We start from the raw sequence: 21,611 nt of genomic DNA, 5'->3' as shown, positions 1-21,611 counted from the left end.
ACAAGCTGGAACGTTACTGCGTGCGCGTAATTACTATTTTCGATACTGGGTTATCAAACTTATGTTCAACACCAAGTGCTGATGTAGATAATCCATCTTGATTTGAAACAATGCCTGGATGCATCGTTATTATATCGGCTGTATCGTCACGTATTTCGTTAAACCCTTCACCGCTAGCGGCAGGACCTGGCACAGTTTCAGCTGTTTCTGTATTCGCTTCAGTACCTGCATCATAAGCAACAGTGGTACGCATTAGCGAGTCACCAACTTCTAATGAAGATACATCTACAAGACTAAGACCGGTAAAAGCATCATTTGTATTCCCAAGCATTGCAGCAAATGACAAATTAAGGGTTTCCAGTGATTCAGTCGAAATAGTTACCGTGGTTGTTTCGCCTGGACCAATACCAGCTTCGGCAGAAACCGCTTCTAACGCGTTTTCAAACAATAGGTATTCATCATTCGCACCGCTTTCAGCAAGCATTTCTAAACCAACAGAAGGTGTGGTACCGAATGTCCAAGGTGCTTCATCTTCAAAAGCAATGACAGAGAGCGGTGATAAAGGCTGCCCAGCAGTTAAATTACTAAAAGTAATAGTAAACTCGCTAATTACAGGCTCTACAACAATTGGTTCAACAACGACCGGCTCTTCTATTATTGAATCGTCATTATCGTTATCGCTACACGCTGCAAGCGTGGTTGCAAGTGCAAGCACTAGTAGACTTTTTTTGAGGTTGTTAGTAGATGACATAATCATGCTCCTACTTAACTGTAACTGTTAATTGAGCTACTGGGTTTAACCATCTGTGTACCGTATTGCTTAAATCGCTATTACCGGCTTCTAAATCGTCATCGCCTAAGCTACCTGGGTGAATATGGATGCTTGTATTTGTATCACTACTTAATATACCTGTACCGCCAGTGCCAGCGTCGCCACCTGGAGCTGCTGGAATGCCTGGAGTACCTGGTGCGCCAGACCCTTCAACTACAAGCTCATTGTTTTGTTCAGTGCCTGCATCGTAAGCATTTAAATTAATTGTGTAAGTACCCGCTTCTGTTGGGATTTTCCAACTGTTTAAGCCTACAAAGCCATCATTAGTTGGTAGCATCATTGCAGTTAAAGATAGGTACTCGTTACCGTCAGTAGTTGTCAGTGTTGCCGTTGTAGATGCTGCTGGTGCAAGTAAGCCCTCAGCTGGATTTGCAGCCATATCACTGCCTGCAGCAGTTGCTTGTGCAACTAGCTCTGCAATATTGCCGCCTTCAGCCATTGTTTGTAATGCTGTAGATGCTTGCGTTGCTACTTCAAATAGTGTGTCTTCGCTGTTGTGTGCTGTAATTAACAGTGGAGTGAAGTGAATACCCTTGGTTAGGTTAGTAACTTTTAGGTCTAATTCTGCGGCCATAGTCGATTGGCTAGCTGCCGCTAAAAGAATTGCAATTGTTAATGTAGAAGTTTTCATTATTATTCCTGTAAGTGATGATTCGAGTTAAGTATTGAATAATCGTCTCCAGAAACTCTCACAAACTTATCACTTTTTTATCACAAGATTTTACGCTGTGATTTTTAAATACAAATACGTTGGTTGATTTGTAGACATTGGTTTAGTTAAGAGGCAACATACATAAAACAAAAAGGAGAGTGTTATGGAAGAAAATCAACAGGTTGAACCAGTTAATAAAGATGACCGTATGTGGGCTATGTTATGCCATTTGAGTGCGCTTGCCGGATTTATTGTGCCGTTTGGCTCAATAATTGGGCCATTAATTGTGTGGTTAATTAAAAGAGATGAGATGCCAGTTGTTGACGTGCACGGTAAAAAGGCGCTTAACTTTCAAATAACGATGGCAATTGCATATGTAGTTTGTTTTTTACTGATGTTTGTAGCAGTAGGCTTAATATTACTACCTATAGTGGCAATTTTTGGGTTTGTAATGGTTGTAATGGCAAGTATTAAAGCTAACGAAGGTAAAGAGTTTAATTACCCGTTTAGTTTAAATTTGATAAAATAAAACCTCAGTTATTTTTATACCAATTGCATTAAATTAGTGATCTATTATAGCGATAAGAAAATAGCTCAATAACAAGGCTAAAATTATGATACATAGTTGTTCTATATAAATAATTTTTAACGTCGTTAGTGAGTTATTTAATACGCTAGAATGATCATGTTTTTAATAAAATTGGTATTATAAACCCAGCTATAGGCTGGGTTTTTACGTTTAGCCATAAGGACATTATGCTTTATCTCACGTTATTTATTAGCGCATTTATATCTGCCACATTACTGCCTAGCTCTTCTGAGGTGATAATGGTGGGGATGATTGCCCAAGGTAAAGTTAATTTATGGCTTATGTGGTGTGTAGCAACACTTGGAAATGTATTGGGGAGCTGCGTTAATTACTGGTTAGGCACGCAGGTACTGCGTTTTAAAGATAAAAAATGGTTTCCTGTATCGCAAAAAGGGCTTGATAACGCACAAAAGCAATTTAATAAATATGGTGTATATAGTTTGTTATTTGCTTGGTTACCGGTTGTGGGAGACCCATTAACGGTGATTGGAGGCATATTTAAAGTGCGATTTAACACCTTTTTACTGTTAGTAACACTAGGCAAAGGCGCGCGCTATTTAGCGGTTATCGCCCTTGCCGTAGGATTCGAAAAGCTTTTTTAAATAAATTTTTTAAGGCCTTATTTAGCCCAATCAAGCGTTAACGACACCGAGTCGGCAAAACGCAGTGCATGCGGTTTATCAACACGTGCTTTAGCGTAATGAACACTTGGGTGTGAGTGACAAACCGCAAGAATTTCAGCCACTAATTTTTCGAGCAGTAAAAAGTGGCCTTGCTCTACTAAGCTAATTACTTCTTTGGTGATCACTTTATAATTAAGTGCTTGGTCAACTTCATCCGTTTTACACGCGTCATCAGCAGGGTAGTGAATCTCTAGGTTGATCACTACATCTTGCTTTTTTTCACGCTCATCGGGGTTAAAGCCAATAAACGTACGCAGGCGCAAATTAGTAACGTTAATAATTGCATTAGCCATAGGGTTAACCTTTTATAAGCTGCAAAAATTCGTTGCGTGTTTTAGGGTCGCTTCTAAAGTTACCTAACATTACTGATGTACGCATGCTTGAATTTTGCTTTTCTACACCACGCATCATCATACACATGTGTTTTGCTTCAACAATAACGCCCACACCTTTAGCGCCAGTAACTTCTTCAACTGCTTTAGCGATTTGATGCGTTAGCTGTTCTTGAATTTGAAAGCGGCGTGAAAACATATCAACAATACGTGCAAATTTAGACAAGCCCAATACTTTACCGTTTGGAATATAAGCAATATGGCAACGGCCAATAAAAGGTAGTAAATGATGCTCACACATAGAGTAAAGCTCTATGTCTTGCACTAACACCATGTCGTCAGCGTCAGATGTAAATACCGCTTTATTAGTTATTTCATCAAGCGTTTGACGATACCCTTGCGTTAAATATTCCATTGCTTTTGCAGCACGTTTTGGCGTATCAAGTAAGCCTTCGCGGTTAGCATCTTCGCCTACTGCGGTGATGATTTTTTCGTAACTTTCTTTTAATTCATTGTGCATAAATATCTCAGTTTATTTATATTTACTTTAAATGACGGCCGCCATCAACAGGCAAAGAGCGCCCTGTGATGTAGTGGCTTTGTAATAGTAAATCAATGCTATTGATAATTTCTTGGCATCCGGGTTCAATGCCCATTAATGATTTTTTAAGGGTCTTAGCTCGATATTGCTCATCGTCATGTTCATTAAAAATAATGAGTGATGGAGCAACCGAGTTCACTTTTATGTTTGGTGCATATTTAGCGCTAAACGATTTAGTTAAGTTATCGAGAGCTGCTTTACTTGCTGCATAAGCTAAGTGTTTAGGGCTGCCTGTTTCAACTACATAATCAGTAAGGTGAATTATATCAGCAGGTACTTTTTCACTTTGCTGATAGTTTATAAGCAGCTCAGCGCACATTAAATTAATTAAATACGGTGTTTTGGCGTGTATACGCATCATATTATCGAACAGTACTGCAAAGTCAGGATTGTTAGCTTCGCAGTCCCAGCTTGATGCATTGTGAACAACAGCGCGCAGCGATTTTGTATGCTCTTTAAGCGTATTTATAAATGCACTTATACCGTCATCGGTACTAAAATCGGCATAAATACATACAGCGCCTAGTTGCTCTAATTTATCAACAGCGTTGTGGCGAGTACGATACGTAATAATAACAGCCTGCCCTTGGGCTATATAATGCTGAGCGAGCGCTAAACCAATACGTTGGCCTGCGCCGGTAATTAAGATGGGCGATGTCATATAAGGCAGTGTTCTCTTTGGCGGGTAACTTATACCAATATTGTTAAAACATGATCGATCTATCGCTATTTTCTTAGGGCTATAATAGATCACTAATTTAACGCAATTGGTATTATAAAATTTAAAGCGTTAATTTATTAAAATATACGCAGTTTCTTAATCTGTCGATCAAAAAAGCAATTAATCCTCAAAGGCGTTAATTGCTTTATTTTATTTACTAAAACATTAATCGTAAATTGTCGGAATTGGTTGGCGCTTATGTTGTGTACGCATGTAAATACTCACAAGCTTTTGTTCAACATCATTAGACAGAGGTTTACCTTCTAAAAAGTCATCAATTTGCTCATAGCTCAAACCAAGTGCTTCTTCATCTGTTAAGCCTGGGCGGTCGCTTTCTAAATCAGCTGTAGGTGCTTTATCTACTAATAAAGCTGGGGCACCGAGTGCAGTAGCAAGTGCACGTACTTGGCGTTTTGATAAACCAAATAGCGGAGCTAAATCGCACGCGCCGTCACCAAATTTAGTATAAAAACCAGTAATGTTTTCAGCACTATGATCGGTACCCACTACTAAGCCTTGGCAAAAGCCAGCAATTTCGTACTGAGCAACCATACGTTGGCGTGCTTTAACATTACCTTTAATAAAATCTATCTGAGCTTGCTCAGGCAGTGCTTCACCACAGCCAACTACAGCAGCTATCGCTTGCTCATGCAGTGCATCAGCCGCAGGTTGTACGTTTACGGTCATACGTTTACTTGGCTGGATAAAATCAACCGCCATTTGCGCTTCGTCTTCATCGGCTTGTACGCCATAAGGTAAGCGCACAGCAATAAATTGGTATTTGTCAGTATCGTGTTCTTTATTTAGCTCGTTTACGGCAAGTTGACATAAGCGGCCACAAGTTGATGAGTCAACACCACCACTAATACCCAATATTAGTGATCGTGAGTGAGCTGCTACTAAACGTGCTTTAATAAAAGCAACCCGGCGAGTTATCTCAGTATTTACATCAATAGTTGGCTGAACCTTCATTTCAGCCATAATTTCGGCGCGCATTGCCAGATCCTTATAAAATTTAATATGTGATACGCAATAAACTTATTATGTGATTTAGTCTTAATTAATTAAAGTTTTAAATGAGCTTTTATTTTGCGAAGCTCTACTTTTAATTCTTCTACTTCTGCCAGTAAATCACTTAATTCTTTATCTTTAATTACTTCGCTTGGTAGAGCAACAAAGGCATCGGCGGGATTATTTTGTTGTTCGCCAAATAAATGAATGTATCGGCTGTCGCGTTTACCTGCTTCTCGTTCTAATTTACGGGCGTAATCGCTTTCAATCAGTTTATTGAGCGCTGTTTCTACTTCATTTACGTTATTAAAATCAGCAAGCCTAGCACTGCGAGTTCTTAATTCACCTGGGGTTTGGGCACCACGTAAAAGTAATAAACAAACAATGGCACGTTGCTGAGCAGAAAATTGCAGATTACTAAACTCAGTGTTGCAAAAGCGGTGGTCGTATTTATTTACGCGACCAGAAAGCCCTTCATCTATAGTTACCAAACGCATGTCTATTAGTTCATCAAGTGCGTTTTGCACGTCACTATCTGTAAGATTTAACACAGGATCGCGATTAGACTTTTGGTTACATGCGTTCACTAGAGCGTTTAACGATAGCGGATAATGTTCTGGCGTTGTGCTTTGTTTTTCTAGTAAGCAACCAAGAATACGTTGTTGATTTGCTGATAACTGCATAAATAATCTCAAATTAGTAAGCGTATTTTATTAGCTTACACCTTTATTGGATACCAAGCCATTGCTGGAGTTTAGGTTTTAGTGCGGCTAAATCGAGCGGCTTACTTAAATAGTCGTTCATGCCTGCTGCTAGGCATTTTTCTTTATCGCCCTGCATGGCATTGGCTGTAAGTGCAATAATAGTAATATTTTCATTACCCTTACCTGCATCGCCTTCTCTAATGGCTTTAGTGGCTTGGTAGCCATCCATTTCAGGCATTTGGCAATCCATTAAAACTAGTTTATATGGCTTACCTTGTTTTGCATTGAGTTTTACAATTGCCTCAAGCCCATTTTCAGCAATATCAAAAGTCACACCTGCTTGCTTTAAGAGCGCCGAGGCAACTACTTGGTTTATTTTATTGTCTTCAACGAGCAGTAGTTGTGGCTCTGATGAATCGAGTACCGGTGCTTTAGTTAGTTTATTTTGTAGTTGTGCTTGTTGCTGCTGTTGTTCAATGTATTTATCGTTAGTGAGTGAGTCAAACAAATCAGAAGGTGTGAGTGGTTTAAAAATCATACAGTCGACTTCCATACCTACTTTAGACTCCTCAGGTGAATAACTCATTGGCGCCATAAGAACTAGCTTGCAACTATGCATATTTATAAAGTTTTTAAGCGCAGTTATATGCGTTTGCGGCGCTTTTTCAAAAAAGTAGTAATCAACTAAAATAGCTTCAGGGTGGGTGGTTACATTATTTAAATAATCATCAACCTCAAGATAGTCATGTATGCAATTAACCTTTGCACCCCATACCGTGAGTTGTTTGCTGGCTGTATTTGCATTTAACGAGCACTCATCAATAATTAAAATATGTTTGTTTTTAATTAAATGACTCGGTAAATCTTGTTCTTTACTTAAGCGAGGCTGTATTTGTATTGTGAAAGAAAATGTACTTCCTTCACCTTGCATGCTGTTTACGCTTACTTCACCGTTCATCAGCTCACACAGTTGTTTTACTATGGCAAGGCCAAGCCCTGTGCCCCCAAACTGGCGTGTAGTTGAAGCATCGGCTTGTGTGAATGAGTCAAATAACGATGCTTGTTTTTTTGGGTCAATACCAATGCCAGTATCAATAATTGAACATTGTAGAAACGAGCCATCCGTTGTTTCATCTACTTTGGCGGTAATAACTACTTCGCCATCAATAGTAAATTTAACGGCGTTGCCAATTAAGTTGTTCAAAATTTGGCGTAAGCGGTTCGGATCACTAATTATTTCGCTAACTGTAATTTGAGTGGCATCTAAAATAAGCTTTGTATTGTTTTGCTCTACTTTTAAAGCAAACGATTCAACCACTTCTCCTAATAACCGAGGTAAATTAAATTGCACGTTTTCAATATCGAGCTTACCGGCTTCAATTTTAGAAAAGTCTAATATGTCGTTAATTATATTAAGTAAAGATTGAGCAGATGATTGAGCAAGTTCGATATGATGCTTTTGCTGCAGGTCTAGTTGCGTTTGCTTAACTATATTAAGCATGCCTAAAACACCATTCATTGGGGTGCGAATTTCGTGGCTCATACTCGCTAAAAATTCACTTTTAGCTTCAACAGCTTGTTCTGCAGTTTCTTTGGCGGCAACCAGCTTTTGTTCAGTTTCAATTCGTTGCTGGCTCGAGTGCAAGCTGCCTATTAACGCTGCAACGGCAATTAAAAAGCTTTCTTCGTTTTTAGACCAGTGGCGCTTGGATTGACATTGCTCGGCGCAAACAACGCCTATAGCACCACTTCCCGCAGGAATAATTACGCACAGCATTGATTTAATCTCGAGTGGCATTAAATACTGCTCTTTAATTGGTGCGAGTATTGGGTGTTCTAGTGCATCGGGTGCATTAAATACTGCTTGATGATCTATTGCATTGAAAAAGCCGGGGTTGTTTTTTCTTAGCCAAATAGAGTCAATTTTGTCACTAGACGAATATTTGCTATGTATGGCAAAGGGGCTTAGTTGAGACTTGTCTTCATTAAAAAACCAAATACTGGCACGTTTAATATCGAATGCTTGGCAGATTGCTTCAGTGATAATATCTTTCGATTGGCTAAGTTGCCCATTTAATATTAATTTATTAACGGTAAGAGAAGCTAAAATTTCGTTATGTAATGCGGTTTTATTATTTTCTAATTCAATTTTTTTACGGGTATCAATATTCTGTAGTGAGCCAAAAATGCGTGTGCATCGTCCATTCTTTCGTTCTGCTTCACCATGTACGAGTACCCAAACAGATTCACCTTCTGCATCCATTACTTCTAATTCAACTTCGTAGCTTTCACCATATTTTATGGCTCGTTCAATTAAAGGTTTAATTGTTTCTCGGCTAGCGCCTTTTTTAAAGTAGTTTAAATCTTTAGGCCATTCTGGTTGGTTATTTAATTGGTATTTAAATAGTTTTTTGGTCATATCAGACCAATACACTTGTTTAGTTTCTAAGTTAAATGACCATGCGCCTATTTGAGCTAGATCACTCATTGCTTCAAGCATTTTTTCGTTTTGTTGCTGACGATTAAGCATTTTCAAAAAGAATAAAAAGGCCCAAATTAATAATCCGCAAATAATAATAATCGATAACCGAAGTGGCCATATTGATGAAATAGGAGGGCTCCAACCGATTTTTGGCGCTACATATAACTGCCAGCTGCCGCCTTGAAAATTTAGAGTGAACTCAAGAGGATCTTGTTGAATAATATTTTGATTGCCGAAAAAAAACTCGCCTTTTTTACCTAAACCATTACGCCCTTGAATGGCAACGTTGTACTGTTTTTCTAATTCGTAAACACCAGAATTGATATAAACCTTGTCAATATCGAGTACAACCGACAACAACCCCCAAAACTCATTATTGGGAGGTGTATATACCGGAACCCTGGCGATTAATGCTTCCCCCCCCTGAACTAATGTTAGCGGTCCTGCCATAATAATTGTGTTGGTATCGCGAGCTCTAAGTGCATCAGTACGCTGATTTTTATTATCTAAAAAATTAAGGCCAATTGCTTTTTCGTTCCCTTTTAAAGGATAGGTCATTTGAATGACCATATTGGGAGCGCCACCAATATTACGAAGTTCATTTGATGTATCAAAAAGAGGAGCTGCGATTTGTTCAAAGCGTTCTTGTTCTAAACCCGGTTCTGCGGCAACGGCAACACCTAAACCCCGTACTAGTTGAATATTAGAAACTAAGGTTGATTCGAGTTGAGCTCTATAAGTACTTACTTCTGAAAGAATTTGTAGGCGGTGAGCATCTTTTACACGATTATAGTTAATACGATCAAGAACAACACCAACTAGTACAGTTAGCGTAAGCGATAACCAAAAGGTCAGCTTAAAGTTATGAACATTCGTTTTTTTGTTATTACTAGACGGTGGCATTAGCTACATCGTGGCGTTAATTTAGGCAAATTAACTATAGCTAATTTATGACATAAATGAAAACGGCGCATTAACAAATGCGCCGTTTATTTTTTATAATTAGTAGTTTAGCGAGTTACGAATCGCTAACTTCACGTGCCCAATGATTTTGCTTTGCTACGTGTAGCTTGCGGTAACCATCAAGTAGTGCCGCATGCTTTTTAAAGCCTTCAAGCGATAAACCTGGAAAAGTTAAACCGTTAAATTGCTTTTTACCTTCGGCAATTTCTATAGCCAGCGCTACATTATTAGCACCAAACATTAAGCCTAATGCATCTTGGTAATCAGCGTATTCGCGCTCGTCATCGTATTTAATTTCAAGAATCGCTTTTAAACAGCGGAAGTGGCGCATTGCATCTTCGTTTACTTGGCCCGTATGAAGTATCCAATCAACCCAATCAATGGCTTCTTCGCTGCCTGCGGCTAAGCATAGGTGCGCTTTAAGCTCACCTATACGCAGTGTGTGCCATGGTGTGTCGGCATCAGTTGCTAAGCCAATAAATTCTGCGGCGCGGATAATATCGCTATGACCGGCTTCTTCTAGGCTGTCGTAAATTTCCATCCATTGCTCTGCATCGTACTGATCAAGCGATAGGAATGCTTCGCGAAATTTTGCGCCTTCGTTGTTGTTGCGCCAAATAAGCTCATCAACAGGGTAAATATCTGACATGCCCGGCACTAAAATACGACATGCGTATACGTTTAAGTGCGTGTAATCCATGATGTATATATCGTGATCCATGCTGTGAATCAGGTCAGTACAGAAGTTATATTCTTGCTCTGTTGTGCCGCTAAAGTCCCAGTGTACAAATTCAAAGTCAGGTTTTGCACGGAAGAAATCATGCGAAATCAAACCGCTTGAATCAATAAAGTGCAGTTCAATGTTCTCTGGTGTTGCTACTTCATCGTTATCAAATGTTGCAGGTTGGAATACATCTAGCTGATCTAAACGACGACCTTGTAGTAACTCAGTAACGGTACGCTCAAGCGCAACTTCAAATGATGGGTGAGCACCAAAAGAAGCAAATACAGAACCATCAGTTGGGTTAATAAGCGTTACGCTCATTACTGGGTAAATACCCCCAAGCGATGCATCGGCAATACGTAAATGAAAGCCATGGCTGCGAAGCTCTTCACACGCTTCGTGAATTTTAGGATATTGCTTAACAACGTCTTCAGGCACGATTGGTAAACAAATGCCTTCGGCGATGATGCGGTTTTTAATAGCGCGTTCAAATACTTCTGATAAACCTTGTACGCGAGCTTCAAATTTTGTGTTACCTGCGCTCATACCGTTAGATACAAAAATATTACCAATAACGTTTACCGGAATGTATACGTCTTGGTTATCGCGCTGGCGCGTGTATGGCAGGGTACAAATGCCACGATCAATATTGCCTGAGTTAAAATCAAAAAGGTGTGATGCGTTAAGTTCGCGCTCTGGGTCAAAGTAATCCCATAAGCTTTCATCCATAATACCCTCTGGCACTTCATCGCCTTCAACTTTAAACCATTTTTCGGTTGGGTAATGAGTAAACTCGCCATTGGCAAATTCTTCACCTAGATAAAAGTCTGCAAAAAAGTAGTTACAGCTTAAACGCTCAAAGTATTCACCGAGTGCTGAGGCAATAGAGGCTTTGTCGGTTGCGCCTTTACCATTGGTAAACATAACACCGCAGTCACTGTCTTTTATATGAACCGAATAACAGTTAGCTACAGGATTAAGCCAAAGCGCTTCTTCAACATTAATGTGTAGGGCTTCAAGCTTGTTTTGCATGGTAGAGATTGACGATTCTAGGTCGCGGTCTTTACCTTTGATAAATGTTTTTTCAGTCATATTGATCTCAACTAGTTCTGCACGATGTGTGGAGCTGACATTATCGTGGATTTTGATGTTTATTTCACCCTTTGCGAGCAAGAACATTATTATTTAATAAAACTGTGGTTATTATATGCCCTTAACGCTTGGTCAAAACGTGCAAAGGAAAGGTTGATGTTTAAAGTAATCAAACGCTTGTTATTATTAATTGTGATTTTAGGGCTGGCAAGTACCGCCGTCGTTTATGGTGTGCTTAGTTTAAGTTTACCCGCCCTTGATGGAAACGGACGCAGTAATGCGGTAGTAGAGCCTGTAAAAATTTCGCGCGATGCACTAGGGCAAGCAGTGATAAATGCAAATAGCCGAAACGACGCCGCCTACGGTTTAGGTTATGCGCATGGGCAAGACCGATTTTTTCAAATGGATTTACTAAGGCGTAACGCCGCAGGCGAGCTAAGTGAGTTATTTGGCGAAGCCGCGTTGGGGCTCGATAAAAAGATGCGTTTTCATCAATTGCGTAAACGCAGCCAAATTATTTTACAAACGCTGCCTGATGCCGATAAGCAATTACTTAAAAGTTACGCTCAAGGTGTAAACGAAGGCTTAGCGCAAGTAGGGTATTCAAGCTTTGAATATTTACTAACAGGTGCAGCACAAAAGCCATGGCAAAGTGAAGACAGCCTACTTGTGATATTTAGCATGTACCTTGATTTGCAAAGCGCCACATTTGAACGCGACCAAGCACTTATTCAAATTGAGCAAGCGTACACAAAGCAAATGGTTGATTTTTTAACGCAACCGAGTAAGTACCAAGCCGCACTTGATGGCAGTAAATTAGCGCCTTATAACGCCGGTATACCCACCTTGCCCACTCAAACACAGCACACAGTTAAAAGCATTGAAGCCAATCAAGAGCGCGGTAGTAATAACTGGGCAGTTACAGGAACGCTTACTAAAACAGGTGCTGGTATGGTGTCGGATGATATGCATTTATCGATGGCAGTGCCGGTTATTTGGTACAGAGCACAATTAAATTATATACAAAATGGAAAAACCGCTCAGGTAACAGGTGTATCGCTGCCTGGTGCGCCGGCAATTGTGGTTGGCACCAATAACAAGATTGCGTGGGGATTTACTAACGGCTATATAGACACGGCAGATTGGATTGCATTAAATGACGATAGTAAAACATGGCAAATTGATGAACCCATTGCATTACCCGATGGGGGAGTCGAAAGCTATTCATTAATACTCAGCGAATATGGCCCTGTAAAATACATTAACGAAAAACCTTACGCACTGAGTTGGGCTGCACATCAGCCTTATGCCGTTGATATGGAGTTACTAAAGCTTGAACAAGCAAGTACTGTTGATGATGCATTAGCAATAGCAAGCAATGTGGGTATTCCGGTACAAAACTTAATGGTGGTAGATAGCCAAGGCGGCGCAGCGTGGAAGCATATGGGGGGCATACCGGCTCGTAAAATACCAAGTGAGTTGAGTGTAAACACAAACCAATATTCAACACTTTGGCAGCAAAACGAATTAGAGCGCCCGCTTGTTAAAAATCCACAAAGCGGCCGTTTATGGACTGGTAACTCACGCGTTGTATCGGCTGATGACAACGCACGCTTTGGTAATGGAGGCTATGCACTGGGAGCGCGCTCAAGCCAAATACGCGATAGGTTATTCGAAAAACAAACATTCGCAGAGAGTGACTTTTACGCATTACAGCTTGATAACCAAGCTCGCTTTTTAATGCCTTGGCATGCTTTGCTATTAAAGCAATTAAAAGCCGATAAAACCAAAAATAAGCAATATATAACAGCGCTCGAAAATTGGCAGCAATGTGCGTGTTCAACCTCCATAGGGTATACCTTAGTTAAGCGTTACCGCGATGAAGTGATTAATATTTTATTTAGTAATATTGAAGACAAACTAAATAAACAACAAGGCACACTTAAATACGTAAAACGAGATTTAGAGCCTGCTGTGTGGCAGCTTATTAATAACAAACCCGACACATGGCTAAACCCACAATTTAAAAACTGGGATGCACAATTACACGGTGCATTTGACCAAACTATTACTAAGCTTACTGAGCAATTTGGCAATAATGTACAAAGCTGGCAGTGGGGCAAGGTCAATGAGTTAGTGATAGAGCATCCGTTTGCAAAGCAAATGCCGTTACTTGCTAAGTTATTAAATATGCCCACAGCAGCGGGTTTTGGTGATAGCTACATGCCCGCCGTACAAGGGCGTAGTTTTGGCGCATCGCAGCGCTTTATTGCTCAACCTGGGCATTTAGAACATGCAATTTTAGCTATTCCGGGTGGGCAATCGGGGCATCCGTTATCTGAATTTTATAGAGCGGGGTTTAGTGATTACGTAGAGGGTAAACATACACCTTTATTGCCGCAAACACTTATACATCAAATAGTCATAAGCCCTGTTAAATAACGTTTAAGTGATCAGTGAGTGAGCTTAAATAGTGATAAAAACGTTCTATATTTATTAATTCATACAACAGAGAATAAAAATGAAAAAAATACTACCCGCATTAATAACAGGTTTATTACTAAGTACAGCAGCGCAAGCAGACGAGGGTCCAGTAACAGCACAAAAGCTAAGTGAGCATGTATACGTACTATTTGGGCAAGGCGGTAATATTGCAGCAAGTGTAGGCGATGATGGCATTTATATTATTGATGATCAGTTTGCTAAGTTATCAGACGACATTAAAAAAACCATTAGCGATTTAAAACCAGGCAGTGCAGAGTTTGTTATTAATACCCATCATCATGGCGATCATACCGGCGGCAACGAAAACTTTGCTAAAGCGGGTGCGCACGTTATAGCACACGACAACGTACATAAACGTTTAGAAGAGCAGCATGGGGAAGGGTCAGACTTTTTACCGCGCATAAGTTTTGGTCACGATTTAAAATTGCATTTTAATAACGAACACGCGCATGTAGTGCATTACGAACATGCACACACCGACGGCGACTCGGTTGTCTTTTTTAGTAACGACAACATAGTGCACATGGGCGACATTTACTTTAACTTTGGCAGCCTACCGTTTGTTGATGTAGATAGCGGCGGTAGCGTTGATGGTATTTTAGCGGCAGTAGACGATGTAGTTAAACAAATTGACGACAATACTCAAGTAATACCAGGGCACGGTAAGGTAAGTAACCGTTCAGGACTCATAGCGTATGGTAAACTTGTTCAAAACGCGAAAGACGTGATGCTAAAAGCAATGCAAAATAATGCCAGCCTAGAGCAAGTGCTTAAAGCCGATCCACTGGCTGAGCTTGGTCTTGAATACGCTGGCTGGTTACCAAAAGAGAAAGTAACCACACTCTTTTATCGTAGCTTAAAGTAGTACATCTAAAGTAAAAAACATGATACAAAGCTGAGTGTATTCTTGATTTAATCGAGCGTACATTCGGCTTTTATTTTCTTATGCCTAAAGGAGTTGTGTATGTCGGCAGAAAAAACCCATCTTGAAATTTGTAACTTAACCAGAGAGCAGTATCCGCAAATTAAAACCTTGATGGATCAAGCGTATCCCGACTTAGGTGGTGCGTGGCCAAGTCATACCATTTTTAGATTAATAGACCAATTTCCTGAAGGGCAAATAGGGATTGTAGATGACGGCGTGCTGGTGGGCTTAGCATTAAGTGTACAAGTTGATTACACACGTTTTTCAAACCCGCATACATACGAAGACATTGCAGATGGTCACGACCGTGTATTTAGCGATACAGACGGCGATGCGCTATACGGCTTAGATGTTGCCATTAGCGAAACTCACAGAGGCATGCGCTTAGGTCGTCGCCTTTATGATGCCCGTAAAGAACTGTGCCGCCAATATAACCTACGCGCTATTTTAGCGGGTGGTCGTATTCCACGTTATTACAATCACAGTAGTGAAATGACGCCAATGGAATACATTGCAAAAGTAGATCAGAGAGAGCTATACGATCCTATTTTAAGCTTTCAGTTATCTAACGATTTTCAGGTAAAGCGTTTACTTAAAAAGTACCTACCGGAGGATCAAGAGTCAGTTGGTTACGCCACTTTACTTGAGTGGAATAACATTATGTATGAACCAACCGACACGGTACTTGAGTCAACTAAATCAATTGTGCGTGTAGGTGCTGTGCAATGGCAAATGCGCTGTGTTGAATCGGTTGAAGAAATGCTAAAGCAGGTTGAATACTTTGTAGATACCGTATCTGACTACAAAAGTGACTTTATACTATTCCCTGAATTTTTTAACGCGCCATTAATGGGCTTAGGAAATCAAAGCAACCAAACTGAGGCGATTCGCTATTTAGCGGAATATACCGAAACGTTTAAAAACGCGATGTCGCGTATGGCAATAGAGTACAACGCCAATATTATTACCGGCTCTATGCCGCTTGCCGAAGACGATAAAATTTATAACGTGAGTTATTTATGCCACCGCAGCGGTAAAATAGACGAGCAACGTAAAATACATATTACCCCGCATGAACAAAACGATTGGGTTATTCAAGGCGGTGACAAAATTGCCGTATTTGAAACCGATGCTGGGCGTGTAGGTATTCAAATTTGTTATGACGTAGAGTTTCCTGAGCTTTCACGCATCTTAGCAAAACAAGGGTTAGATATTTTGTTCGTCCCATTTTGGACCGACACTAAAAATAGCTACTTACGTGTGCGCCATTGTGCACAAGCGCGTGCAATAGAAAACGAATGTTATGTGGTTATTGCAGGCTCGGTAGGTAACTTACCACAAGTAGAAAGCCTTGATGTGCAGTACTCACAATCGGCTGTGTTAACGCCATCGGACTTTTCGTTCCCGCACGATGCAACACTTAACGAAGCCACACCTAATACAGAAATGCTGTTATTTAGTGACCTTGATATGGATAAGTTAAAAATTCTTCACAGCGAAGGCACAGTGCGTAACTTAAAAGATCGCCGCGAAGATTTATATGAAGTTATATTGAAAAAGAGAGATGTTTAATGGCGTGGATTTATTTGGTTATTGCCGGTTTACTTGAAATTGGCTGGCCGATAGGTTTAAAAATTTCGCAAAACTCAGATACTCGCTGGCAGGGCATCGCAATAGCGGTGGCATTTTTAGTCGCTAGTGGTTTTATGTTGTGGCTTGCTCAAAGGCAAATATCAATGGGCACCTCATACGCGGTGTGGACAGGTATTGGCGCTGCGGGTACGTTTTTAGTAGGTATATTGTTTTATAACGATGCAGCTACATTTGGTCGTATTGCGGGAGTATTAATGATTATTAGCGGTGTGATAACACTTAAAATAAGCTCTTAATTGGTAATTTGAATAAACGCTTAATTATGAATAGCGCAGGTATAAAAGCCTGCGCTTTTTTATGTTGCCATTAATTCGGCAACATAACCAAAACAGCGGCAATGGCTATGAGTATTAAGCCTGCAGTATCTTGTTTTTTAAGTGGCTGCTTTAACCAAAGTACGGCAATTAGCATGGTAAAAAATACTTCAACCTGTCCAAGTGTTTTAACGTAAGCAACATGTTGTAAGCTCATTGCACTAAACCAGCCAATAGAGCCGATACAACTAAAAACACTAATAGCGGCTGTAGTGCCTTTGTAGTACCACAATTTACTGAGCGTTTGCGGCTCTTTTAATAATAAATAGCCCAGTAGTATTAGTGTTTGTAAGCTAATTACAAACAGCAAAACCCAAGCGGCTGAGTGTGGGAATAATAATCCTGAATTTAAGCTCGCTTCACGTACCCACAGTGAGGTAAGTGCAAAGCAAGTACCACAAGCAAGGCCTAATAATGCCGTTTTAGCATTAAAGTGTTTAACGCTTGTTATGCCGCTGAGTAGCAATACGGCAATAGCGCCAAAAAACACACCAAGCCAACCGAGTAAAGAAAGTGCCGAGCCAAAAAATAATACACCTAAAATAGCAGCCACTAACGCCTCGCTTTTGGCAAGACCAGCACCTACGGCGTAATTATTCATTTTAAATAACTTAACCATTAAACCAGTGGCAAGTATTTGCATCACACTTGCGCCTATAATAAATCCCCAAAAGGCATTATTAAACGTAGGCATGGCGGTATCTTGATATTGATAAAGGCCATATAAATACACGGCAGCAATAGGGCCTGCAATAATAAAGCGAGAGAGGGTTACGCCAGCCACACTCACATCGTTACTTAATTTACTTTGCAAGGCATTACGCCATGCTTGCATAAAGGCGGCTAAAAAAGTGAAAAATATCCAGGTCATGGTCGTCATCGTTAAAATGTAAGGCAGTAAAGTTAACAAGCTTTGTGAAGTAAAGCGATGCATTAACTATGATGTTGAATATTCATCATCTGCGACATTATGTCGCATGGGTTTGAGGATATATTTAGCTATAGTAAGCCTGATGTTATTGTTAGCCGCCAGCGTTTGTCATAAAACGTATCTGGCGGCTTTTTTATTGCGCTTATGCTAAATTATCCGAAACATCAAAAGGATAAATTATGACAACATTAGTTGTATGTGCATTACTTGCGGTATTAATGCCTTACTTTGCAAAAGTGCCGGTTGCTATAGCAATGGCAAAATTAGGTCGATACGACAATAAACATCCAAGGGCGCAACAAATAAAATTAACCGGCTTTGGTGCACGGGCGCTCGCTGCTCATCAAAACTGTTTTGAATCGCTCGCTGTTTTTGCTGTCGCTATTGCAGTTGTACTGGGCACTAACTCTGTAGGTGCAGTGACCGAAACGCTAGCGGTTACGCATATTGTGTCGCGTATTTTGTATTGCGTTTTTTACTATATGAACCTAGATATAATTCGCTCATTAGTGTGGTTTATTGGTTTGGGTACAGCCATATCCATGATTGTGGTGAGCTTATAACTTTATGGCGTAAAACCACAAAGCAAGCAGCCTAAAAGGGCGCTTGCTTTGTAGTCTTGAAAAATCTAATAAAGTTAGTGCGATACTTTAATTCGCTCTATTAAATCGGTATTAGCAACTTCATTGTTTATTGCAAAATCGAGCTGTACAAGTACGTTTTGATAACCCATTGATGAGGGTTTGTATTGCCACTGTCTTAGCGCCTTTTTAGCTTCACGGTCAAATATGGCTTCAGGCTTTGCACTAACAACAGAAACATTAGCGGTTTCACCATTGGGAGTTATATCGTACTTTAATACCACTGAGCCGCTGATGCCTTGTTGAGCTGCTTGTATTGGATAAAGGGGTTCAATACGCATTGTCGGTGAAATGTGATCCTCTTTAGTCATTGCCTCTGGTTGCTTTGCAATCGCTAATCCACTTAGCATACTTGCGGCTACAAGTAATAAGCCACCTTTAGCAAGCTTTGAACGCTCCCCACTGTGTTTTATATTAGTTAGTCGTTGTAACATGGTTTTTTTATCTCCGTAGTGTGAATAAGCCATAAGCCCTGTGGGCGCATTTGCCGCGCAGTTTATTAAGGCTTTGCTATATAAAATATGTTGTTGTGTGGTTTTATTGCTAAGTACCCGTTCATCACAAGTCAGCTCTTGTAGTCGGCGCATGCTTGCGTAACAAACCCAAGCTAGTGGGTTAAACCACAGTAAAATAGTAGGCAGTAATATAAGTGCGTTTGTTAGGTTGTCTTTGCGTTTTATGTGTACGTTTTCGTGCTCTAAAATAAGCGCTAATGTGGCTTTATCAAACTGGGTATTGTAGTTACTCGGTAACACCAGCTTGCTGTTTAAAATACCGACCACCATTGGCGTGGCTACATGTTGGCTGGTATAGACATTAATACCAGTGGCAAGAGTACCTTCAAATTGGATTAACTCAGTTAACTGCAGGCTTTTAACAAAGCGGGTATGCGTAATAAAGCTAGCTATTAATAACCCTGCGGTAATAAGTACATACATGAGCGCCCAGCTAATACCCATTTCATGTGTAAAAGGCTGGTTAGGGGTGATTAAGTAATGGCTAATATTGCTATTTTGCAGTGGTTTAATCGCATTTGGTAAATTAGCAATAACCAATGCTGCAGGTAATAGCCATGCTAATTTATATACAAACCGCGAGCCAAGGGCTTTTAAACCAAATCGCTCGAGTAAAATAAATCCACAAAACAAAATGCTTAATAGTAATTGCTGCTCAATCAACCAATTAAAACTAGTTTGAATAACCATGTTAATCCCTTACTTTTGGTTTTTTTCCCAGTCATCTATAACTTTTTTAAGCTCGTTTATATCTTGCTGAGAAAGCTGCTCCGATTTAGCAAAGCCGCTTACAAGTGGCGCAATACGTCCACTAAAAAAGCGCTCAATAAAGTTTTGGCTTTCTTTTAAGGTGTAGTCGGCGCGCTCCATACACGGCATATAAATATACTGACGACCTTCTTTTTCAAATGTAAGTGCGCCTTTTTTTACTAGTCGACCTAGTAGGGTTTTAATGGTTTTTTCGTGCCATTGCTTATCGTCGCTTAAGCGCTCAATTATTTGGCTCGCGGTGGCGGGGTAGTTAACCCAAAGTGCGTCGAGCACGTCAAACTCTGCTTTTGATAACTCAATCATGCTATTGCCTACAAATGTAATCTTTAATTAAAGACTACACCTGTAATCTGTAATTGCAAGTTTATTTTTTAAATTTTTGAGATGTAATTAAGTGACTTGGTATTAGATTTTTGAAATATCGTTTTTATTAATTTGTATATATTGGTTTTCAGGTAGGTTTAGTTTTGAAAGGGTGAGGTCACTAAATTGCACTCTAGATAAATCAATTACTTTATATCCGCAGTAATGCGCCATTTTACGTATTTGTCTGTTTAGCCCTTGTTTTAAAATAATACTAAACTGATTGCTGGCTATTTTATTTACTTCACAAGGCAGGGTTATGTGTTTATCAACGGGTACGCCTGCTGCCATTTTTTTACAAAAAGCATCGTCTAAAGGCTTATTTACGGTGACTAAATAATGTTTAGGCTGGTGGAAGTCAGGATGTATTAGTTGATTACAAAAATCCCCATCGTTGGTCAAAATAAGCAAACCGCGAGAGTCTTTATCTAATCGACCAATAGGGTAAACGCGGGTGAGTGTGGGCAAATGGTGAATAAGGCTGGCTGGGTCATCAATATTTAATTTGCAGTCAATACCTACTGGTTTGTGGTACGCAAAATAAACTAAATCGGCAGCACCTTTAATTTCTTTTTCATTCACTATTACAATGTCTTGCTCATCAACGTGATCTATATGATTCGCTGGGCGATTATTTACAGTCACCACACCTTCATCAATTAAACGCGATGCCTGTTTACGAGAACAAATACCTGCATGGGCAATATATTTAGCGAGTCGGATTTTTGTGCTCATAACGTGTGACGCCAGCGGCTAATAAAAATTTGATCGAGATTATAGCAAAGCTGCGTATCGATAATGTTAAATAACCAGAACTCAGGTTAAATATAAAAAGGTAGCCAAGATGGGTATTAAATTTTCACAGTTAAAAAAGCACGAGCCGCTACAAAAAGTCATTGTTCACTCGTTAGATATGGCGCTTTATCAAGTATCAGTAATGATTAATAACGTTGAATACTATGTAACAGAAGACAGCGGTGAGTTTTTAAGAGCGCTAAGCCCACTGCATGTTCAAAAGCGTTTTGACAAAATAGCGTATGCCGAAATGGTACTGCGCCAAACAAGCGCTTACGACGAAATGTGCGGTCAGCCAGAAAAAACCGGTAGCAATATGCTTGAAGTACCTTACGGTAAAAATAATCTTTATTGATTGAGCTAATTTGCTAGTATCTGCTTTTTAAGGGCGATAAATGTATCAATTAAAAGTAGATAATACCGATGCGTTAAACTCAGCGCTTCGCGCACAAATGGTTGAATTTAACGCCCAGCATTTTGATGCGCAAAGAGTGCCATTAGGCTATAAATTTACTGATGAGCAAGGCGAGCTTGTTGCCGGTATTAGTGGGTGTGTGTTTGGAAATTGGCTGATGATTAGTTGGCTTTGGTGTAGCGATAGTGCACGAGGTAAAGGGCTTGCAGATAAATTGCTAACGGCACTTGAGCAAGCTGCTATTGAGCTAGGAGCAACAACTGCTCAGCTTGATACACTTGATTTTCAAGCAAAACCTTTTTACGAAAAGCGCGGTTATAGTGTTAAGTATCAACTTAATAATTACCCACGCTCAGGTACGCGTTACTTTATGGAAAAGCCACTTTAATTTTTGCTG

22 protein-coding genes are annotated in these 21,611 nt (G+C 40.0%); 9 read left to right on the top strand and 13 right to left on the bottom strand.

Annotated features, from left to right (window positions below; all coding sequences use genetic code 11):
* Nucleotides 1–13: 13 nt before the first annotated feature.
* Both I6F40_RS16570 and I6F40_RS16565 read right to left on the bottom strand, forming a co-directional pair.
* Nucleotides 14–751, bottom strand: a complete 738-nt coding sequence (locus I6F40_RS16570) for a spondin domain-containing protein (protein ID WP_166377900.1) — start codon at nucleotides 749–751, stop codon at nucleotides 14–16.
* A gap of 10 nt (nucleotides 752–761) precedes the next feature.
* Nucleotides 762–1,463 (bottom strand): spondin domain-containing protein, encoded by a 702-nt coding sequence (locus tag I6F40_RS16565; RefSeq protein WP_166377899.1) that lies wholly within the window; start codon nucleotides 1,461–1,463, stop codon nucleotides 762–764.
* Between the two features lie 184 nt (nucleotides 1,464–1,647).
* Between I6F40_RS16565 and I6F40_RS16560 the strand changes: the two genes are divergently transcribed.
* Both I6F40_RS16560 and I6F40_RS16555 read left to right on the top strand, forming a co-directional pair.
* On the top strand, nucleotides 1,648–2,013 hold the full coding sequence (locus I6F40_RS16560; RefSeq protein ID WP_007580507.1) for a DUF4870 domain-containing protein: 366 nt from the start codon (nucleotides 1,648–1,650) through the stop codon (nucleotides 2,011–2,013).
* Between the two features lie 227 nt (nucleotides 2,014–2,240).
* Nucleotides 2,241–2,675 carry a YqaA family protein gene (locus I6F40_RS16555; protein ID WP_024607729.1) on the top strand — a complete coding sequence of 145 codons (435 nt, stop codon included), beginning with the start codon at nucleotides 2,241–2,243 and terminating at the stop codon, nucleotides 2,673–2,675.
* 17 nt (nucleotides 2,676–2,692) lie between these two features.
* Here the strand turns inward: I6F40_RS16555 and folX are convergent, their stop codons facing one another.
* The 7 genes from folX to ycaO form a co-directional block, all read right to left on the bottom strand.
* The gene (gene folX / locus I6F40_RS16550) at nucleotides 2,693–3,049 is read right to left on the bottom strand and encodes a dihydroneopterin triphosphate 2'-epimerase (RefSeq protein WP_007377309.1); all 357 of its coding nucleotides are present in this window, start codon (nucleotides 3,047–3,049) and stop codon (nucleotides 2,693–2,695) included.
* A 4-nt stretch (nucleotides 3,050–3,053) separates the two neighbouring features.
* Nucleotides 3,054–3,608 (bottom strand): GTP cyclohydrolase I FolE, encoded by a 555-nt coding sequence (gene folE / locus I6F40_RS16545; RefSeq protein WP_002962341.1) that lies wholly within the window; start codon nucleotides 3,606–3,608, stop codon nucleotides 3,054–3,056.
* A 22-nt stretch (nucleotides 3,609–3,630) separates the two neighbouring features.
* Nucleotides 3,631–4,350, bottom strand: a complete 720-nt coding sequence (gene folM / locus I6F40_RS16540; protein WP_166377897.1) for a dihydromonapterin reductase — start codon at nucleotides 4,348–4,350, stop codon at nucleotides 3,631–3,633.
* Between the two features lie 225 nt (nucleotides 4,351–4,575).
* Complete coding sequence (nadE, locus tag I6F40_RS16535) at nucleotides 4,576–5,406, bottom strand: ammonia-dependent NAD(+) synthetase (RefSeq protein WP_166377895.1); 831 nt, start codon at nucleotides 5,404–5,406, stop codon at nucleotides 4,576–4,578.
* A gap of 68 nt (nucleotides 5,407–5,474) precedes the next feature.
* Nucleotides 5,475–6,104 (bottom strand): YceH family protein, encoded by a 630-nt coding sequence (locus I6F40_RS16530; RefSeq protein ID WP_007580511.1) that lies wholly within the window; start codon nucleotides 6,102–6,104, stop codon nucleotides 5,475–5,477.
* 43 nt (nucleotides 6,105–6,147) lie between these two features.
* Nucleotides 6,148–9,510: an ATP-binding protein gene (locus tag I6F40_RS16525; protein WP_197193215.1), complete on the bottom strand. Its 3,363-nt coding sequence runs from the start codon at nucleotides 9,508–9,510 to the stop codon at nucleotides 6,148–6,150.
* A 115-nt stretch (nucleotides 9,511–9,625) separates the two neighbouring features.
* Nucleotides 9,626–11,386, bottom strand: a complete 1,761-nt coding sequence (ycaO, locus tag I6F40_RS16520) for a 30S ribosomal protein S12 methylthiotransferase accessory factor YcaO (RefSeq protein WP_166377890.1) — start codon at nucleotides 11,384–11,386, stop codon at nucleotides 9,626–9,628.
* Between the two features lie 156 nt (nucleotides 11,387–11,542).
* Between ycaO and I6F40_RS16515 the strand changes: the two genes are divergently transcribed.
* The 4 genes from I6F40_RS16515 to I6F40_RS16500 all read left to right on the top strand — a co-directional run bounded on the left by I6F40_RS16515 (nucleotide 11,543) and on the right by I6F40_RS16500 (nucleotide 16,705).
* Nucleotides 11,543–13,828, top strand: a complete 2,286-nt coding sequence (locus tag I6F40_RS16515) for a penicillin acylase family protein (protein ID WP_197193214.1) — start codon at nucleotides 11,543–11,545, stop codon at nucleotides 13,826–13,828.
* Nucleotides 13,829–13,907: 79 nt separating this feature from the next.
* Nucleotides 13,908–14,756, top strand: a complete 849-nt coding sequence (locus I6F40_RS16510; RefSeq protein WP_197193213.1) for an MBL fold metallo-hydrolase — start codon at nucleotides 13,908–13,910, stop codon at nucleotides 14,754–14,756.
* A gap of 99 nt (nucleotides 14,757–14,855) precedes the next feature.
* The gene (locus I6F40_RS16505) at nucleotides 14,856–16,388 is read left to right on the top strand and encodes a bifunctional GNAT family N-acetyltransferase/carbon-nitrogen hydrolase family protein (RefSeq protein WP_010554553.1); all 1,533 of its coding nucleotides are present in this window, start codon (nucleotides 14,856–14,858) and stop codon (nucleotides 16,386–16,388) included.
* Complete coding sequence (locus tag I6F40_RS16500) at nucleotides 16,388–16,705, top strand: DMT family transporter (protein WP_007580521.1); 318 nt, start codon at nucleotides 16,388–16,390, stop codon at nucleotides 16,703–16,705. Before I6F40_RS16505 ends, I6F40_RS16500 begins: the two co-directional genes overlap by 1 nt.
* 70 nt (nucleotides 16,706–16,775) lie before the next feature.
* Here I6F40_RS16500 and I6F40_RS16495 read toward each other — a convergent pair whose 3' ends face one another.
* Entirely contained in the window at nucleotides 16,776–17,654 is an 879-nt protein-coding gene (locus I6F40_RS16495; protein ID WP_197193212.1) for a DMT family transporter, read from the bottom strand.
* A gap of 239 nt (nucleotides 17,655–17,893) precedes the next feature.
* Between I6F40_RS16495 and I6F40_RS16490 the strand changes: the two genes are divergently transcribed.
* A complete protein-coding gene (locus I6F40_RS16490) occupies nucleotides 17,894–18,277 on the top strand; it encodes an MAPEG family protein (protein WP_166377882.1) in 384 nt (127 codons plus the stop codon).
* 74 nt (nucleotides 18,278–18,351) lie between these two features.
* On the opposite strand, the gene I6F40_RS16485 is transcribed toward I6F40_RS16490, so the two are convergent.
* From I6F40_RS16485 to I6F40_RS16475, 3 genes are all read right to left on the bottom strand, one after another.
* Nucleotides 18,352–19,560, bottom strand: coding sequence for a M56 family metallopeptidase (locus I6F40_RS16485; RefSeq protein WP_166377880.1), 1,209 nt, complete (start codon nucleotides 19,558–19,560; stop codon nucleotides 18,352–18,354).
* Between the two features lie 9 nt (nucleotides 19,561–19,569).
* A complete protein-coding gene (locus I6F40_RS16480) occupies nucleotides 19,570–19,944 on the bottom strand; it encodes a BlaI/MecI/CopY family transcriptional regulator (RefSeq protein WP_166377878.1) in 375 nt (124 codons plus the stop codon).
* Between the two features lie 102 nt (nucleotides 19,945–20,046).
* Nucleotides 20,047–20,739, bottom strand: coding sequence for a pseudouridine synthase (locus tag I6F40_RS16475; RefSeq protein ID WP_166377876.1), 693 nt, complete (start codon nucleotides 20,737–20,739; stop codon nucleotides 20,047–20,049).
* Nucleotides 20,740–20,848: 109 nt separating this feature from the next.
* On the opposite strand from I6F40_RS16475, the gene I6F40_RS16470 reads away from it, so the two are divergent.
* Nucleotides 20,849–21,154, top strand: coding sequence for a DUF6482 family protein (locus I6F40_RS16470; protein ID WP_024589642.1), 306 nt, complete (start codon nucleotides 20,849–20,851; stop codon nucleotides 21,152–21,154).
* 40 nt (nucleotides 21,155–21,194) lie between these two features.
* Entirely contained in the window at nucleotides 21,195–21,602 is a 408-nt protein-coding gene (locus tag I6F40_RS16465) for a GNAT family N-acetyltransferase (RefSeq protein WP_165722702.1), read from the top strand.
* The last annotated feature ends 9 nt before the right edge of the window (nucleotides 21,603–21,611 follow it).

The sequence above is a fragment of the Pseudoalteromonas sp. SWXJ133 genome (genome assembly GCF_015864365.1).
Taxonomy (GTDB): domain Bacteria; phylum Pseudomonadota; class Gammaproteobacteria; order Enterobacterales; family Alteromonadaceae; genus Pseudoalteromonas; species Pseudoalteromonas arctica.
Note: the sequence above shows the minus strand (reverse complement) of the source record. Positions and strands in the feature narration are given on the sequence as shown.

Bases quoted from the DNA above. Each gene is read 5' to 3' on its own strand.
- I6F40_RS16570 (WP_166377900.1), bottom strand. From the start codon at position 751: ATGTCATCTACTAACAACCTCAAAAAAAGTCTACTAGTGCTTGCACTT.
- I6F40_RS16470 (WP_024589642.1), top strand. From the start codon at position 20,849: ATGGGTATTAAATTTTCACAGTTAAAAAAGCACGAGCCGCTACAAAAA.
- I6F40_RS16475 (WP_166377876.1), bottom strand. From the start codon at position 20,739: ATGAGCACAAAAATCCGACTCGCTAAATATATTGCCCATGCAGGTATT.
- I6F40_RS16510 (WP_197193213.1), top strand. From the start codon at position 13,908: ATGAAAAAAATACTACCCGCATTAATAACAGGTTTATTACTAAGTACA.
- folE (WP_002962341.1), bottom strand. From the start codon at position 3,608: ATGCACAATGAATTAAAAGAAAGTTACGAAAAAATCATCACCGCAGTA.
- I6F40_RS16490 (WP_166377882.1), top strand. From the start codon at position 17,894: ATGACAACATTAGTTGTATGTGCATTACTTGCGGTATTAATGCCTTAC.
- I6F40_RS16465 (WP_165722702.1), top strand. From the start codon at position 21,195: ATGTATCAATTAAAAGTAGATAATACCGATGCGTTAAACTCAGCGCTT.
- I6F40_RS16525 (WP_197193215.1), bottom strand. From the start codon at position 9,510: ATGCCACCGTCTAGTAATAACAAAAAAACGAATGTTCATAACTTTAAG.
- I6F40_RS16565 (WP_166377899.1), bottom strand. From the start codon at position 1,463: ATGAAAACTTCTACATTAACAATTGCAATTCTTTTAGCGGCAGCTAGC.
- I6F40_RS16515 (WP_197193214.1), top strand. From the start codon at position 11,543: ATGTTTAAAGTAATCAAACGCTTGTTATTATTAATTGTGATTTTAGGG.
- I6F40_RS16480 (WP_166377878.1), bottom strand. From the start codon at position 19,944: ATGATTGAGTTATCAAAAGCAGAGTTTGACGTGCTCGACGCACTTTGG.
- ycaO (WP_166377890.1), bottom strand. From the start codon at position 11,386: ATGACTGAAAAAACATTTATCAAAGGTAAAGACCGCGACCTAGAATCG.
- folM (WP_166377897.1), bottom strand. From the start codon at position 4,350: ATGACATCGCCCATCTTAATTACCGGCGCAGGCCAACGTATTGGTTTA.
- I6F40_RS16560 (WP_007580507.1), top strand. From the start codon at position 1,648: ATGGAAGAAAATCAACAGGTTGAACCAGTTAATAAAGATGACCGTATG.
- nadE (WP_166377895.1), bottom strand. From the start codon at position 5,406: ATGCGCGCCGAAATTATGGCTGAAATGAAGGTTCAGCCAACTATTGAT.
- I6F40_RS16500 (WP_007580521.1), top strand. From the start codon at position 16,388: ATGGCGTGGATTTATTTGGTTATTGCCGGTTTACTTGAAATTGGCTGG.
- I6F40_RS16495 (WP_197193212.1), bottom strand. From the start codon at position 17,654: ATGACCTGGATATTTTTCACTTTTTTAGCCGCCTTTATGCAAGCATGG.
- I6F40_RS16505 (WP_010554553.1), top strand. From the start codon at position 14,856: ATGTCGGCAGAAAAAACCCATCTTGAAATTTGTAACTTAACCAGAGAG.
- I6F40_RS16555 (WP_024607729.1), top strand. From the start codon at position 2,241: ATGCTTTATCTCACGTTATTTATTAGCGCATTTATATCTGCCACATTA.
- folX (WP_007377309.1), bottom strand. From the start codon at position 3,049: ATGGCTAATGCAATTATTAACGTTACTAATTTGCGCCTGCGTACGTTT.
- I6F40_RS16485 (WP_166377880.1), bottom strand. From the start codon at position 19,560: ATGGTTATTCAAACTAGTTTTAATTGGTTGATTGAGCAGCAATTACTA.
- I6F40_RS16530 (WP_007580511.1), bottom strand. From the start codon at position 6,104: ATGCAGTTATCAGCAAATCAACAACGTATTCTTGGTTGCTTACTAGAA.